Source organism: Pseudoalteromonas sp. P1-30 (assembly GCF_001400005.1).
Classification (GTDB): Bacteria; Pseudomonadota; Gammaproteobacteria; order Enterobacterales; family Alteromonadaceae; genus Pseudoalteromonas; species Pseudoalteromonas atlantica.
Genome location: NZ_LKBC01000019.1, coordinates 1 through 16800, shown reverse-complemented (window position 1 = coordinate 16800; position 16800 = coordinate 1). Strand labels below are relative to the sequence as shown.

Sequence of the window (16800 nt, the reverse complement as noted above, 5' to 3'; positions counted from 1 at the left end):
ATAGCTATATTTTATAGCGTTTCTTCATCAGTATTCGCTGAGCGCACTTGTTCTTTTAAAAACTGCGCAGCTTTAGAGTATTCAATTTCAAGGGTATCTCTTTGCGCTATTAGCTCATCAGTATCAAGCTCAGTATTTCGACACTTCTCTTCAAACTCTTCTGCACATTGCGCAACGGCCTCTGCACCAATAGTTTTAGAGATAGCCTTGAGCTGATGACAAGCACTGCTTATCTCGTCTCTGTCATTAACCATAACGCCGGAATTAATGCTTTTAATTAGGCTTTGGCTTTGCTCTAAAAACATTTTGAAAAAGCGTAATTGTTTGGCTTCGTCGCCGTTTACATAAGTAGATACTGCGTCCATATTAATAGGCATGGCAGGCTTTTGATGAATGACAACAGTTTGGTCTTTATTATGCTTATCATACCAATGCTTTAAGGTATCTTCTAAGGCATTAAGCTCTATAGGCTTAGTAATAAAGTCATTAATACCTACCGCCAAGCAACGCTCTTTTTCACCTTTGAGCGCATTGGCAGTAACCGCAATAATATAAGGCTGAGCGTCTATAGAGTCTAACAGCTCGGCTTCATCACGAATTTTTTCAACCATATCGTAACCTGACATTTTTGGCATATGTAAGTCGGTTAATATGAGCGAGTAATTGTTTTGACGCCACATATCTAAACCTTCTTCACCGTTATTTGCTACTTCAACGCCATAGCCTAGTATATGCAGTTGGTCGGTTAAAACTTGCTGGTTTAGTAGGTTATCTTCTACTAATAAAATGAGTTTATTTGCATCGCGTGCTTGTTCAACATTTAAATAATTGTTGAGTGTTTTTGTTTTTTTAATTTGTTTAGGTTGATGCAAGCCTGCTGCTACCAATATCGACATCATAAAGTTAGATTTACACAGCGGTGAGGCATTAATATAAAATACATTTTTATGGTTTATAGCGGCTTCATCAAGCTTACTTAATACCACCACTTGTTGATTATTATCTTCAAGTGAGTAAATAAGACGACGCAGTAAAGAGTTCACTTTTTCCATATCATCTATGCCATCGACAACCCAGATAATGTCGTGCTGCTCTTGTTGAGCTTCTATTTCTTGCTGGTTGTGCACGTAGGTAATTTTAGCGCCCATAAACGATAAATAGCGGTACATTGCTTTTTCGCGCTCTAAATGATTGCTCACTACCACTACATGTTTGCCATTGAGCGCATTTTTATGTGCGTACTTAATTTTTCCCGAGGTACCAAATGGAAGCTCAACGGTAAATTCGCTACCAATGCCTGCATGGCTAGTTACATTAATAGTACCGAGCATAAGCTCGGTTAAACTTTTACAAATAGAAAGCCCTAAACCAGTGCCGCCGTATTCACGGGTAATTGAGTTTTCGGCTTGCACAAACGGGTTAAATATTTCTCGCAGTTGCGCTTGGGTCATGCCCTTGCCGTTATCGGTTACGCAAAAACGCAGCGTAAAATGATCCGCCGTATTATGGGCCACTTCTACCGATATTTTTACGTGCCCTTGGCGTTTGTCATCAGTACTGGTGAACTTAATTGCATTACTACAAAGGTTATACAGTACTTGGCGAACCCGTATTGTATCGCCAGTTAAATTAGTTGGAATATCTGGCGCAATAGAAAGCTCTAAATCTAATTTGCGCTTTTTAGCAACAGATGAAAGCACGCGAGCCACTTCTTCAATCGTATCAGTAACTGAAAAAGGCGTAGGGTCAATATTTAGCTTACCCGCTTCAATTTTAGAGAAGTCTAAAATATCATCCAAAATACTTAATAGTGAAAACGCTGACTCACGGATAATAGTACTTAAACGATGCTGCGCGCCATCAAGCTCTGTTTGTCTTAATAAATCTATAGTGCCAATAACGCCGTTCATAGGGGTGCGAATTTCATGGCTCATAGTGGCTAAAAAGGTCGTTTTAGTTTCGCTAGCGCGTTGTGCTTTTAATGTCGCTTGCTCTAATGCAATTGTTCTTTGTTGTACTTCGCTCTCAAGGCCAGTTTGTAATTTTTGAAGCTCTTTTTGCGCAGCCTCTTTTTCAGACATTACTGAGTTAACTTTATCTAGCAGCAAGTTAATGTTTTTAGCTACGCCAGATAAGCCTAAGTCTAGTTTTTCACTTACTTTACTGTCGTAATTGCCATTTTCGGTAATCGCTTGAAGTTCTTCATTTAATAAATGGCTACTTTTACGCAAGCGAGTATTTATGTAGGTATTAAATAGTAGGGCTAATGCAAATAAGGCAAACACGCTTACAATTGCAATAATATAGGCTATTACTTGCGAGTCTTGCTGCGTTAAAGGCGGTGCTGGTAACTGCTGTTTTATTATTAGCTCACCAATAGGCTGGTCGTTCAAAAGCAATATATGGTGCAATACACCTTGCTCAGTTAAATGCTCATTTACTTTTTTAGACTCGATAGCGGGTTTAGTGCTGCTATATACAAGTTGGGTTTCTGATGTGGCATTAAAGCGATAGAGCGTATATTCAAACTCATCATCTAATACTGAAGTAAGCTCAAGTAGCTGGCGAACCTTGCCTTGCCCATACATAGTAAGTGCATCTACCATTGGTAAATCAAGTTGCTGTGCTAGCTGCGTAATACTTACTTTTTGTTTGGCTGCTGGTGCAGGTTGTGTGTTTTGCGAGTAAAACGCAAAGGCAACAATAGCAAGCGCTGTTACTGCAATATTAATTATTAAAAAAAGCGGCAGTAAGCCTTTCACCGGCGAAGAGAATTTACTCTGCATTGATTGTTCCCATTGGTATTTGTTTGTACGATAAGCCCTTATCGTATTTTCACAGTAATCGTATCATTTACGTAAAATAATTCACTACGTTTTTAGTCTGGTTTAATTGATTAAATTAAGGTTTTTTGTGAGTTTTTGTTGGATAAATAAACATTAGTATATAAAAACACGCTTTGTTGTGTGAAAACCGTTCAAACAGTTATAAAGAGTAAAAAAAAAGTTGACTTGTAAGGGCAAAACTCGTTTAATACGCCGCACGCCCAGATGGCTCAGTCGATAGCGCTGAGCGGGAATTGCATTAAAAATCATTTATGATTTTTAATTAGCACTGTTAAAGTGCCTCGATAGCTCAGTTGGTAGAGCAGAGTGAAAATCCTCGTGTCCCTGGTTCGATTCCGGGTCGAGGCACCATTTATATTAAAGCCCTGCATACACATGCAGGGCTTTTTTTTGCTTAAAATTTATTATGGACAAAATAGTCCATATTAATTGGGTATATCCTCTCTTTTTCTCCCTTGTTTGCATGCGCATAATTACCTCATCAAAAGGTTAGGTGCTGTTATTACTCACTCCATTTACTCACTCAATATGATTGATTTAAGTAATAAAGTGCAGGGTACCTTTAGCCCTAATAATGCCAATCCGTAATAATACTTAATCATTTTTCGGGGCTAAACGTGTCGCTACCGGCGTTAAAAATTCTTATTTATAACAACTAAATAGCGAATTTTTTGCCTAGCTATCAACATGATTTTCGAGCCTCAAAATAGATCACTTGATTAAGCGTATTGGTATCAGTAATTTAAAGCTGGAGCTAATTATGATCACGCAAATTGTTAAGTTTGATATTAAAGACGAGCACGTCGCACAATTTAAAGCGCTACTAGAAGAAGACAAGCAAGGCGCTAAAGCCGAAACAGGTCTTATAGAGATGCGTTTATATCAGGATAAAAACGAGCCAGGCGTCTTTTTTGCTTATGAGCGTTTTGAAGATCAAAATGCAGTTGATTACCATGGCGCACAAGATTACACACAAACGTTATTAAATACGTTGCCTGAAATCAGCCAATCGGCGCCACAGGTCATGTTATTAGAAAATACAGTGCCAGCTCCGCTGCATGAGCGTAATACAAAAGTTGTTAACCCTGAAGATGATATATGTATTGTGTTTTTTATTTTTAAGATTAAGCCAAGTTTTAAAAATAAAGTCATTGAGCGTTTCGCAACTCATGTAACGCAAACGCGCAGCCAGGAGCCTGGTAACTTAGTGTTTGATTTATATAGTATTGAAAATAACGACGATACATTAGTTGTTTATGAACATTGGCGCAGTGAATCTGCGTTGTGGGATATTCACTTTAAACAGCCGTACGCAGTAAAAACAAGCGAATTATTAGCGCAAGCAGTTGTTGGCGATATGCAGCAATATATGAGCTTCGTTAAAGAAATTTAAAGGCTTGTGTTTAACAGCGTTACTTACCCCGTTTAGCAAATAGTGTATTACACGCTATTTGCTTTTTTGTATAAATACCCTCCAAATTCCCTGCCGGTTTTTATAATAACTGACTATTATGTTAATTCATCGCAACGTATGTAATGTTATGTAAAGTAAGTTGAGCAAAATTTGCCAAAGTGCTTGAATTACATTCATAAATGGCAGTAATTTAGGTTAACTATGATTTGGCAAACTAAGCCAACTTTATTGGCTCTTAGCTTGGTATTGTTGAGCGGTTGTGCGGGTACGCTAAACCCTCAGCAGCGCGAGCAAGCACCCAGCGACATTGCAGCGACATGGCAACATGGTTTAGCACAAAATGCACTTGCAGTAGATCAGCAATGGCTGCAAACCTTAGAAAACCCTTATATTGAAAACCTTGTTAATAAAGCACTTAATAATAATCAGGCTTTGCTGCAAAGTGCCTACGATGTACAAATACAAAAGCAGCAATTAATAATTTCAGGCTCTGCGCTTTGGCCCGATCTTGATTTATCTGCGCAAACTAGGCGCAGTAAAGACAATAGACCTGTAAGTTATGATAATGCCAGCTCTGTCACGCTAGAGCTAAGCTATGAAGTAGATGTGTGGGGTAAGTTATCTGATGCTAAACGCCAAGCAAACCTAAACTACTTAGCGCAACAAGCTAGTTTTGAGCAAGCTAAGCAGCAATTGGTGGCTGATGTTGTCACCGGCTGGTTTGATTTAGTAACCGCCCAGCAGTTACTCGATTTATATAAACGTCGAGAAGAAAACGCACAGCAAAACTTAGATATTATTGAATCGGGCTACCGCCAAGGTATTAATGAAGCACTCGATGTATATTTAGCCCGTAATGAGCTTAATAACGAGCGTACGCGTATTGCTAATCAACAAGCCACGCTTGTAAGCGCGTCGCGTTCTTTAGAGCGCTTATTAGGCGGCTACCCCAAAGGCGATATATCAGCAGAGGTTGAACTGCCAGTTTTTCTTTCGCCAATTAATACCGGTATCCCCTCTGAACTAATTACACGCAAGCCTCAATTGCGCTCAAGCTGGTACCAGTTATTAGCAAGCGATGCAGGCCTTGCCTATGCACATAAACAGCGTTTCCCTAGTTTAAACTTATCAGCAAGCGTGAGTGATAGCACCGATAGAGTGAGCGATTTATTCTCGCCATCAAGCTTAGCGTGGTCTTTATTAGGCAGTATTTCTGCGCCAATATTTAATGGTGGCCAGCTAAAAGCAAATGAAGAAGTAGCACGCTTAAATGCACAAAAACAAGAACAAGCATATTTAGATACCTTGTACGATGCATTCAGCGATGTTGAAAACGCAATTACTCAGCAGCAATCCTTGCAAGCCAGTTATAAAAGCACGCTAGAGGCGCAAGAAAACGCCCTTGCAGCAGAGCAACTGTCGTTTGAGCAGTACCAAAGCGGCTTAGTAACTTACACTACTGTGCTTGATGCCCAGTCGCGCTCTTTTGATGCGCAAAGCTCACTCATTGAAACAAAAAACCAGCTAATTGCTAACCGAATAAACCTATACGTTGCCCTTGGCGGCGATTTTAACGCCCCAACAAGCGAACCTAAGAGCAATAACGATGAAAACTAAATCAGCAAAACTTTTAATCCCAGCCGTAGTGGTGGTGGCCACCATTTTAATTGTTATGTTTATTAAGGGTAATCCACCTGAAGCAAAACGTTTTGGCTCACCTCCTAAAGCCACGGTGAGCGTATCGGTAAAAAAGATTGAGCCACAAGATTACTTAATTTTTATTGATAGCTACGGCACGGTAAAGCCGCGTACTCAAAGTTTGTTAGTTGCTCAAGCATCTGGGCAAATTAATAAAGTAAGTGATGATTTTAGAGAGGGCGGTTTTTTTGAAAAAGGCGATGTACTGCTACAGCTTGACGATAGAGATCATCAGGCTGAGGTTAAATCAGCGCAAGCAGCATTACTTACTGCAGAGCAAAGTTTGTTAGAAGAAAAAGCCCGCGGCCAACAAGCAATTACTGATTGGAAGCGTTTAGGCGGCTCATCGCAAGCGAGCAGCTTAGTACTTCGCGAGCCCCAACTAGCGGCTGCACAAGCACAAGTACTTTCAGCACAAGCCGCACTTGAAAAAGCACAGCTTGATTTAGAGCGCACCCAAATTACTGCGCCTTACGCTGGGCGTGTGCTTAGTCGTAATGTAGACCTTGGCCAAGTGGTAAGCGAAAACACAGAACTTGCAACTATTTATGCCATAGACAGCGTTGAAGTGCGCTTACCAATTAAAAATAAAGACCTTTCGTATATTAGTTTGCCAGAGCAATACAGAGATGGCAGTAAAAACCAAGCCGGCTCACTCGTTAAGTTTAAATCTGACTTAGTGGGCGAGCAAACATGGCAAGGGCAAATAATACGTACTGAAGGCGCTATCGATGAAGGTGCACAGCAATTGTATATTGTTGCGCAGATAAATGACCCTTACAAAGCCACGGCTAATAACCAATACCCAATTAAAATTGGGCAATACATTACTGCGCAAATTAGCGGTAAAACAGTGCCTGATGCGTTAATAATCCCTAATAGTACTATTTATCAAGGCAGCTACGTGTATGTGGTTGAAGAGGGGCTGCTAAAGCGTAAAAATATTACGCTTGCATGGCAAAATGCTACACAAGCTATGGTAAAAACAGGCCTCAATGCAGGCGATAAGTTAGTAATTACACCGCTTGGGCAAGTAAGTTCAGGCACAGCAGTAAGCATTTTAGGCGAAACCGATACGCAAAATATGCGAGCAAAAGGCCCAAATGGCGCAGGCAAAGGTAAGCGTCCATCGCGTGAGCAGCTAGAAAAAAAAGCGCAAGAAATGGGAATTAGTGTTGAAGGGCTAATACAAAAACGCCGCGCTGCACAAGGAGATAAGCCATGATTGCTTGGTTTACAAAAAACCATGTAGCAGCCAATTTATTGCTTATTACGTTACTGCTATCGGGTTTATTTAGTTTATCGAGTCAAATACCGCTTGAGGTGTTTCCATCGTTTGAAACAGATCGCATAAGTGTAAGCGTTACTTTGCGCGGCTCAACCCCTGAGGATGTAGAGCAAGGGGTTACCATTCGAATAGAAGAAGCCGTTCAAGATTTAGAAGGTATAGAGCAAATTTCTAGCCGCTCATCAGAGGGCTCTGCGTCGGTGACCATAGAAGTAGAAAGTGGCTACGACCCGCGCGAGTTATTAGCCGATATAAAAAGCCGTGTAGATGCTATAAACACTTTTCCGGCCGATGCTGAAAAGCCTATTGTGGCGCTTGCCGAACGAAAACGCGAAGTAATAGCTGTTACTGTAGCGAGCGATTACGGTGAAAAAGAAACCTTAGAATACGCCGAGCAAGTACGCGACGATATTTTACGCCTTCCTAATGTTACGCAGGTTGAGCTAAGTGGTGTACGCGATTACGAGCTCGCCATAGAAGTAAGTCAAGATACACTTCGCCAATACAACTTAACCCTTGCGCAAATATCTACCGCTGTGGCTAAGTCGAGCTCTGATATTTCGGCTGGTAATTTAAAAACAGAAGGGGGCGATGTACTTATAAGCTCAAAAGGGCAAGCTTACCGAAAAGATGAATTTGCTAACATTGTAGTTAAAAATCAAAGCGACGGTACAGTAATACGCTTAGGTGATATAGCAAGCATTAATGATGACTTTGAAGAGACCCCAGTACGTACACGCTTTAATGGTAAACAAGCCGCCTTTATAGATGTATACCGCATAGGGCCGCAAAGTGCGATAGATGTCGCAGATGATGTAAAAAACTACATAGAGTCCAAGCAAAGCTCCTTACCACAAGGTTTTGAATTAAGTTACTGGGATGACGACTCTCAAGTTGTAAAAAGCCGTATTGCTACGCTAACCAGCAGTGCCCTACAAGGGGGCATTTTAGTACTGGCTTTGCTAACCCTATTTTTACGCCCAGCCATCGCATTTTGGGTGTTTATTGGTATTCCGGTTTCGTTTATGGGCGCATTTATTGCGATGCCTATTTTTGGTGTAACCCTTAATATTATGAGCTTATTTGGCTTTATTTTAGTACTGGGTATTGTGGTGGATGACGCCATAGTAACGGGGGAGAACGTTTATACTCATTTAAAAACCGCAGAGTCGGGCGAACAAGCTGCCATTTTAGGCACGCAAGAAGTTGCAACACCAGTTACCTTTGGGGTACTAACAACCGTAGCGGCCTTTTTACCTTTAGCGTTTATTGAAGGCGCACGGGGTGCCTTATTTGCACAAATTCCGGTGGTGGTTATTCCGGTATTACTGTTCTCGTTAATTGAGTCTAAGTTTGTGCTGCCAGCTCATTTAAAGTACATAAAACTACGTAATCAAAAAACAAAATCATCAAAGCTTGAAGTACTTCAGCAGCGTTTTGCAGACGGATTTGAAAGCGCTATTTTAAAATACTATCAGCCTATTTTAGCTAAAGCATTGCGCTATAAATTAGCGACGGTGAGTTTGTTTGTTGGCGTGTTTTTTATAATTTTAACTTTAATAACTAGTGGTTGGACTAAGTTTGTATTTTTTCCGCGTATCCCAAGCGAAACCGTACGAGTAACATTAACCTTGCCAACAGGCACGCCGTTTGAAGTTACCAATAAGTATGTAATGGATATGTCGCAAAAAGCGCAGTTATTGCAAGACAAATACCGCGATGAAGATACCGGCGAAAGCGTTATATTAAATATTTTAGCCTCAACCGGTGGGCGTGGTGGCGTGTCTAACTCAGGCAGTGTGCGCTTTGAAATAACCCCTGCAGAGAGCCGCGACTCAGACATTGGCTCACGTGAGCTGGTAAGTGAGTGGCGCGATTTAATAGGGATTATTCCTGGCGCCGAAAGCGTAACCTTTAGGGCCGAAATAGGACGCAGCTCAGACCCTATAGATGTGCAGCTAAGTGGTACATCGCTCGATACGTTACAAAAAATTGCCGAAAGCGTTAAAGCGCGCTTAAGTACTTACCCAACCGTATTTGATATTGCCGATAGCATGTCTGATGGTAAAGAAGAGTTGCAAATAGAGCTTACTGAGCAAGGCTTTGCTTTAGGCTTAAACCGAGTTGATGTAGCAAACCAAGTACGTAACTCGTTTTTTGGCTCGCAGGTGCAGCGTATTCAACGCGGGCGTGACGATGTGCGCGTTATGGTACGCCTACCTATTGAAGAGCGCCGCTCTGTAGCCGACTTACAAAATATACTTATTACTACGCCTACGGGCGGCTCGGTGCCACTTTCTCATGTAGCCACATTAATAGCAGGGCAAAGCCCATCTACGATTAATCGAATAGACCGCTACCGCACACTTAACGTAACTGCCGACATAGAAAAAAGCAATACCAACATGACCGCGCTGCAAGCCGACCTAACTGAGTATTTAGATGAATTAATGCAGCAATACCCAGGTGTTGATTACAAGCTAGAAGGTGAAGCTAAAGAGCAAAGAGAGTCGTTTGGCTCGCTCGCTTGGGCATTGTTATTTGTATTTTTTATTATTTACTCACTATTAGCGATACCGCTTAAATCGTACATGCAGCCAATTATTGTAATGAGCGTTATTCCGTTTGGCATGATAGGCGCTGTAATAGGGCACTGGGTTATGGGGATGGAGTTAACCATTATGAGCTTACTTGGTATGTTGGCACTTATTGGTGTGGTGGTTAACGATTCACTTGTGTTGGTCGACTTTATTAATAAAAAACGCAGTGAAGGCGGCAAGATTATTGATGCGGTTAAACTTGCAGGGGCTGCACGTTTTCGCCCAGTAATGCTCACAAGTTTAACCACCTTTATTGGTTTAATGCCGCTACTATTTGAAAAGGCGACACAAGCACAGTTTTTAATTCCAATGGCAGTAAGCCTTGGCTTTGGTATTGTGTTTGCTACGTTTATTACGCTTATATTAGTGCCAGTAAACTATATGCTGATGGAGCGTTTTCAAAGCTGGTTTAGATAAATAACGAAATGTGTTCTAGGACTAAGCTGTGGTTGATTAATATCAATTGCAGCTTTTTTTTGCTAAAAATTTATAAAGGTAATAAAGGGTATTTAAAAACAGGGGAGTAGCAAAAAATGCAAAAACAGAAAAATAAGAAAAGTGTTCCCCAAGCGTGCGGTGTCCGGCGTCAGTCCTGAAACCAGAAGGTTTCAGGGCGGAAAGCTGCGGTCTACCGTAGGCTTCTCGGTACATGCCGAGCTTGCACAATAGTAGACGAACAGAAATCCTGGTATAAAATTTATCGGCTCAGGGACTTAACCAAACTCCGGCACCCCAGGGAACAAGTTCAGTATATAAGACATAATCCATTCCTTAAACCCCAAACGTAAAAAATTGAACCGTTCGAGCAGTTTTTGCCCGCTGGTAACTCGCTATTTACTTATCATGCTACTTTTTGAGCAGGATCATACAATTAATTGGAGTTGCTTTTTATCGAGTGGTAGCATTGCCTTAACTAGCAAAGCGAAGATATAAACATGAGCGACTTACCAGATTACCAAAAAGCCCAGCTGCTTTTAGAAAAAAACGAAATTTTTGTCTCACCGGCAGAAGCGCACGGCGTAATTAGTGGATTACTAGCGTGTGGTTTAAGTATTGATGACAAAGAATACTTAGGCCTATTAAGTGATGTATTTAATGATGGCCAAGCGTTTAGCAACGACCTAAAGCAGTTTTTTGGCACCATTTATAAGCAAGTGGTAGCAAGTTTTAACGATGAAGCTTTTGCGTTCGATTTATTTTTACCAAGCGATGATGAAACACTCATCGATCAAGCCAATGGTCTCGTATCATGGGTTGCAGGGTTTATGCTTGGATTTGGTTTAAAACAAAAAGATTACGGTAAGTTATCGGCAGATGTAAAAGAAGTTATTAGTGATTTTAGCGAAATTACACGCCTAGATACCATGTTTGACGAAACCGAAGAAGACAGCCAAGCCCTGCATGAAGTGATTGAATATGTACGTGTATCGGCATTGCTTTGTTTTGCCGAGCTTGGCAAAGAAAAAGCACCTAAAAAAACACTACATTAATCTAAATAAAGCGGGTTGTTAAAGCATGGTTGAAATACAAAAGTCAGAATTTAAAGCACGCCGTGAGCGTTTACTTGCGAAAATGGATGCAAATAGTGTGGCCATTATTCCTGCGGCCAGTGAAGTAACGCGTAGCCGCGATACTGAATATGCATTTAGACAAGACAGCGACTTTTTTTACTTAACCGGCTTTAACGAACCCGATGCCGTTTTAGTGCTGTGTAATAACAGCGATACGCCAAGTACGTTATTTTGTCTTGATAAAGATAAACTGGCCGAAATTTGGCACGGCCGCAGAATTGGCTTCGAAAAAGCTAAAAATGAGTACTTATTCGACGAAACTTACGCATTAAGTGAGCTAACTGAACAATTATTAGATTTGGTTAACGGTCAGCAGATTTTATTTTATGCACAAGGCGCTTACCCAAGTTTTGATACCAAAGTATTTACCTTGTTAAACACACTTCGCAGCGCGCCTAAAAAAGGCTATCAGGCACCGAGTACGATAAAAGATGTGCGTGCTCTTATTCACGAAATGCGCTTGTTTAAATCGCCAAGCGAAGTAAACATTATGCGTGAAGGCTGCGAAATAAGTGCCCGTGGGCATATGCGTGCAATGCGTTATTCACACCCTGGTGCTACAGAGTTTCAGCTAGAGGCAGAGCTGCATCATCATTATGCAATGAACGGAGCGCCGCATCCTGCGTACGGCACCATTGTTGGTAGTGGCGATAACGCTAATATTTTGCACTACACGCAAAATAGCGATGTGCTAAAAGATGGCGATCTAGTATTAATTGACTCAGGGTGTGAGTTACAAGGTTACGCTGCCGATATTACGCGTACCTTTGCGGTTAATGGCAAGTTTAGCGAACCTCAAGCTGCGCTTTATAACATTGTACTTAAAGCGCAAGAAGTGGCCTTTGAAGAAGTTAAACCCGGCGGCTTTATGTCGCATGCCAATAAACGTGCAATGGAAGTAATGACTCAAGGTTTACTTGATTTAGGTATTTTAACCGGCGACTTTGATGAGTTAATGGCAAAAGGTGCCTGTAAAGAATATTACATGCACGGCCTTGGCCACTGGTTAGGCCTTGATGTTCACGATGTAGGCGATTACAAACAAAACAACGTTGAGCGCGCATTTGAGCCAGGCATGGTTTTAACCATAGAGCCTGGGCTTTACATTAGTGAAGATTCAAACGCACCGCAGCAATATAAAGGCATTGGTATTCGTATCGAAGATAATTTACTTATTACTGAGTCAGGGCATGAAAACCTCACCCTGAGTGTGCCTAAAACCATAAACGATATAGAAGCACTTATGCAAAGTGCAAAAAGCGCATAAGCTTGGAGAAATAAAGTGGCTAAGCAGTTTGATGTCGTTGTTATTGGGGGCGGGCTTGCAGGGGCAAGTTGTGCGCTAAGCATTGCTAAAACAAACCCTTCACTCGCTATTGCGGTAGTAGAGGCAAACCAAGTAACGGGTGATTACCACCCAAGTTTTGACGACAGAAGTATTGCCCTTGCACAGCAGTCGGTTGAGTATTTACAGCAGTTAAATTTATTTGAGCCAAGTGCGCCATATACAGCAGCAATAAAAAAAGTAAGCGTGTCGGATCGTGGTCACTTTGGTAAAGCGCATATTAGTTGCGACGAGTTTGCTAAACCGTCATTAGGCTACGTGGTTGAGGTAAACCCGTTTGGCCGCGCACTGTATCAGCGTTTAACGCAAGCGAGTATTGCACTTTATTGCCCCGATAGCGTAAGCGCTATCAAGCAAAGCCTAAACAGTAATGAGGTTACTTTACAAAGCGGCGAGCAACTTAATACTAAGCTACTGGTTATTGCCGATGGTGCGCAATCTCCAACCCGTAACTTACTTGGTTTAGGCTTTAATACTCAGCCCTATGAACAAGGCGCTATTATAGCCAATGTTGAAGTAGCAGGCGGGCATAACAACCATGCGTATGAGCGCTTTACCGAGCACGGCCCGATGGCACTTTTACCAATGAGCAATAGCCGTTATTCGTTAGTGTGGTGCATGAAGCAACAGCACGTTGAGCAGCATACAGCCTTAAACGAAAATGATTTTTTAAACGCGCTGCAAAGTGCATTTGGTTATCGGGCAGGGCAATTTACAAAAGTGGGCACACGCACAAGCTACCCGCTAGTATATGGCCAAGCTGAATCATTAACAGCGCATCGTACGGTAGTCATTGGTAACGCTGCTCATGCTATTCATCCCATTGCAGGGCAGGGCTTTAATTTAGGCCTGCGTGATGTACAAGTACTTAGTAATTTAATTGCAACAAGTAAAAACGAGTTAGGCAGTTATGCGTTTACCCGTGAGTATTCACAAAAGCGTAGCAGCGATATAAATACCGTAATGAGTTTAACCGATGCACTGGTTAGGCTTTTTTCAAACTCGTCACGGGTATTAGCGCTTGGGCGCAGCATTGGGCTTTTCTCAATGGATTTATTTCCCGCATTAAAAGCACCGTTGGCCAAGCAGCTAATGGGGCAAGTTAAACAAGGTACACGTTTATGAAGCAAGCACAGGTTTGTATAGTGGGTGGTGGCTGCGTAGGCTTAACCCTCGCGTTAGGACTCGCTAAAGCCAATGTAAGTGTTGTGGTGCTAGACGCCGCGCCAAAGCAATTACCGCCAAGTGATGAATACGCCTTGCGGGTAAGTGCGCTGAGTATTGCAAGCCAAAACCTGTTTGAGCAATTAAACGTATGGCCACACATAATGGCAGAGCGAGCGTGTGCCTATACGCATATGGACGTACGCGACGCCGACAGCTTTGGTAAAATAACCTTTAATAACGAGCAACTTGAGCTTGAACACTTAGGCCATATAGTTGAAAACGATATTATTCGTTTTGCACTTATAAAAGAGCTAGAGCAACACCCCACTGCCACACTGATGTTTGATACTGAGTATCAACAAATACACCAAAGTGAGTCCGACGTATTTATAACCCTTAAAAGCGGTGAGCCTATTATTGCTAAGCTGCTGGTGGCGGCCGATGGCGCAAATTCGGCTATTCGTAAACAATTTAATATGGCGCTAAGCTTTAAAGATTACGACCATCATGCATTGGTTGCTACGGTTAAAACCAAAGAGCCACACGCAAACACCGCACGCCAAGTGTTTTTACCAACTGGGCCACTGGCATTTTTACCCCTTAGCGATGACAACACCCATTCTATTGTGTGGTCTACCAGCCCTAATCATTGCGATGAATTGCTAGCAATGGACGACACTACTTTTAATAAAGCTGTAATGGCAGCCATAGATGGCCAATGCGGGCTGTGTGAAGTGCAAAGTAAACGCGCAGCATTTCCACTTAAAATGCGCTACGCCCAGCAATGGGTAAGTGGCAAAGTGGTATTAATGGGTGATGCAGCGCACACCATTCACCCACTTGCAGGGCTTGGTATGAACCTAGGCCTAAAAGACGCCGCATATTTAATTGAGCTACTGACAAGTGATAGTAAAGAGTTTGCGAGTACCCGCACGCTTCGCGATTACGAGCGCACCCGCAAGCTCGACGCGCAAAAGCACATAGCCATGATGCAAGGGCTTAAAGAGTTATTTGAAGGTGCCAACCCGGTTAAAAAGCTGATACGTGGAGTCGGGCTGTCACTCGTTGATAACCTAGGCCCAATAAAACACCTATTCGCCAAAGAAGCGATAGGCAAATAACGTAGGTTGGGAAGAGCGAAGCGAAACCCAACGTATAAAGTAAAGTGGTTAGTTTTTAGCTATCAGCTATCAGTAAAGAAAAACCGATGTTTAGTTTAAACATCGGTTTTTTGTTTTTAAGTGGCTTTAAACAGATTAAAAGCTGCGCTTTTCACGCGAGCAAGCTCAGCGTCTACATGCAAAGTTTAACACTGAGCTTAATTTTACCTGTAGGCGTTTAGCTTGCTGACGCGACGAGCGTAGCTCGTAATTATCGTTAGTTAAAAAGCGCTTTGCGTTAAATCAGTTACAAATTGGCTTGGGCTTCCTTCACCATATCTTGTAGTGCATCAATTAACAGTGGATCGCGCGAATTTTGTTTAGCAAGTTTTAGTGCGTGTTTCATACTGGTAACAGCCTTCTTAAATTGTTTGTCAGCCGTGTACCCTTGCGATAACCGCATGTGGGAGTAAGCAGCATTAGGGTAATCACGAGTAAAGTGTTTAAGTGTAGTTATCGCTTTTTTAGTGTTATCAAACTTTTGCTGCCTGTGGGCAAACTCTACGTACACATCTTGTGGAATTTTAAGCTCAAATCCGTACTTATCGCTCAGTGCTTGGTAGTAACCTGTGATAAGTGATACATCGGCAAACTTTCCGTGCTCGTCAGTCACGTTAAATATTAGGTCACTAAATAAGTGAATTAGGCTATCGCTAAGGGCTGGCAGTATAGTGCCCATATGAGTAAAAGTAGGGTAATGCTTATATTCCCATTTTAGCTGTGTGGGCATTTGTTGTTCTAAATTTACTAACGTATTTAATGCGCCTGTATAAAAACGAGCGCCTTCACTCGCTACACTAATAAATAACTCTTGAGTGCCTTTAGGGTTTTTAGTGTATTTAATAATATTATTTTTTAACTCTTCATCACTCCACCAACTATTTGGGCTTATAGCTATGTAGTTGTTAAACAATTCAGGCTGGTTAACTAAAGTGTAAAGCGCTAACGTACCAGCGTTAGAGTGACCAATTAAGGTGTTGTAGCCGTTAGTTGAGTAATTGCTGTTTATATAGGGCATGAGCTCGTCAGACACAAATTTTAAAAAATTGTCGGTTTGTCCAGCATCGGGCCATTTATTTTTTACAAAGGTTTGAAACTCAGTTTTAGGCTCACCTTCTACTTTAGGTAAGTAATCACGCACGCGGTTTGTTGTATCAATACCAACAAGCATGGCATTAGGTATTTGCTCGTAATCAACTAAGGATTTAACTACACCAGAGGCTGTATGAAAGTGCTCTACACCATCAAGTAAATAAATAACATAAAGCGGCTGATCGTCTTTTACAGTGTCAGGTATGAAAATTCTGATAGGCCTGTCTTCGTTAAGTATTTTTGATTGTAAAATGACTTTTTTACCAACGGTTATGTCGGTTGTAGCAGTGTCTGCGTAGCTTAAAAAAGAGGTACTAAAAGTAAGTGCAAATACAAATGATAGTAAGAGCTTCATAAATATCCTTATTAAATAATGTGTTGCTTAATAATTGCATGGCTTTAGGTTTGAGTAAATGTTTATATTTTAGGCGCAAATGGAGGGGGGAAGTAATTAAAAGCTGCGCTTTTTACGCAAGCAAACTTTGCGTTTACACACAAACCCAACGCACTTATCGTAATTCTGCTTGTTGATGTAAAGCGAATGCATATTAATATGACCCTGATAGCTGATTGATCTGACTCCATAAAAGTAGACACCTATTTAGGAGTCAGTTCTCAT

General features: G+C 41.6%; 10 protein-coding genes, 1 tRNA gene and 1 other RNA gene. 9 read left to right on the top strand and 3 right to left on the bottom strand.

Annotated features, from left to right (window positions below; genetic code table 11):
* Nucleotides 1-11: 11 nt before the first annotated feature.
* Entirely contained in the window at nt 12-2786 is a 2775-nt protein-coding gene (locus tag AN395_RS18060; RefSeq protein WP_054983841.1) for a hybrid sensor histidine kinase/response regulator, read from the bottom strand.
* A 338-nt stretch (nt 2787-3124) separates the two neighbouring features.
* On the opposite strand from AN395_RS18060, the gene AN395_RS18055 reads away from it, so the two are divergent.
* From AN395_RS18055 to AN395_RS18035, 5 genes are all read left to right on the top strand, one after another.
* A tRNA-OTHER gene (locus tag AN395_RS18055) sits at nt 3125-3197 on the top strand.
* Nucleotides 3198-3606: 409 nt separating this feature from the next.
* Nucleotides 3607-4239 (top strand): putative quinol monooxygenase, encoded by a 633-nt coding sequence (locus AN395_RS18050; RefSeq protein ID WP_054983861.1) that lies wholly within the window; start codon nt 3607-3609, stop codon nt 4237-4239.
* 222 nt (nt 4240-4461) lie between these two features.
* Complete coding sequence (locus tag AN395_RS18045) at nt 4462-5877, top strand: TolC family protein (RefSeq protein WP_054983840.1); 1416 nt, start codon at nt 4462-4464, stop codon at nt 5875-5877.
* Nucleotides 5867-7183: an efflux RND transporter periplasmic adaptor subunit gene (locus AN395_RS18040; RefSeq protein ID WP_054983839.1), complete on the top strand. Its 1317-nt coding sequence runs from the start codon at nt 5867-5869 to the stop codon at nt 7181-7183. The genes AN395_RS18045 and AN395_RS18040 overlap by 11 nt, the downstream gene beginning before the upstream one ends.
* Nucleotides 7180-10263 (top strand): efflux RND transporter permease subunit, encoded by a 3084-nt coding sequence (locus AN395_RS18035; RefSeq protein ID WP_054983838.1) that lies wholly within the window; start codon nt 7180-7182, stop codon nt 10261-10263. Before AN395_RS18040 ends, AN395_RS18035 begins: the two co-directional genes overlap by 4 nt.
* A gap of 141 nt (nt 10264-10404) precedes the next feature.
* Here AN395_RS18035 and ssrS read toward each other — a convergent pair.
* Nucleotides 10405-10588, bottom strand: a non-coding RNA gene (ssrS, locus tag AN395_RS19440) — 6S RNA.
* A 193-nt stretch (nt 10589-10781) separates the two neighbouring features.
* Here ssrS and AN395_RS18030 point away from each other — a divergent pair.
* From AN395_RS18030 to AN395_RS18015, 4 genes are read left to right on the top strand one after another with little or no spacing between them, the layout of a single operon-like run.
* A complete protein-coding gene (locus AN395_RS18030; protein ID WP_004589599.1) occupies nt 10782-11336 on the top strand; it encodes a UPF0149 family protein in 555 nt (184 codons plus the stop codon).
* Between the two features lie 25 nt (nt 11337-11361).
* Nucleotides 11362-12684, top strand: coding sequence for a Xaa-Pro aminopeptidase (gene pepP, locus AN395_RS18025; RefSeq protein ID WP_054983837.1), 1323 nt, complete (start codon nt 11362-11364; stop codon nt 12682-12684).
* A gap of 15 nt (nt 12685-12699) precedes the next feature.
* The gene (gene ubiH, locus AN395_RS18020; RefSeq protein ID WP_054983836.1) at nt 12700-13887 is read left to right on the top strand and encodes a 2-octaprenyl-6-methoxyphenyl hydroxylase; all 1188 of its coding nucleotides are present in this window, start codon (nt 12700-12702) and stop codon (nt 13885-13887) included.
* Nucleotides 13884-15050: an FAD-dependent monooxygenase gene (locus AN395_RS18015; RefSeq protein ID WP_054983835.1), complete on the top strand. Its 1167-nt coding sequence runs from the start codon at nt 13884-13886 to the stop codon at nt 15048-15050. Before ubiH ends, AN395_RS18015 begins: the two co-directional genes overlap by 4 nt.
* 286 nt (nt 15051-15336) lie before the next feature.
* Here the strand turns inward: AN395_RS18015 and AN395_RS18010 are convergent, their stop codons facing one another.
* On the bottom strand, nt 15337-16536 hold the full coding sequence (locus AN395_RS18010; protein ID WP_054983834.1) for an alpha/beta hydrolase-fold protein: 1200 nt from the start codon (nt 16534-16536) through the stop codon (nt 15337-15339).
* Nucleotides 16537-16800: the final 264 nt, after the last annotated feature.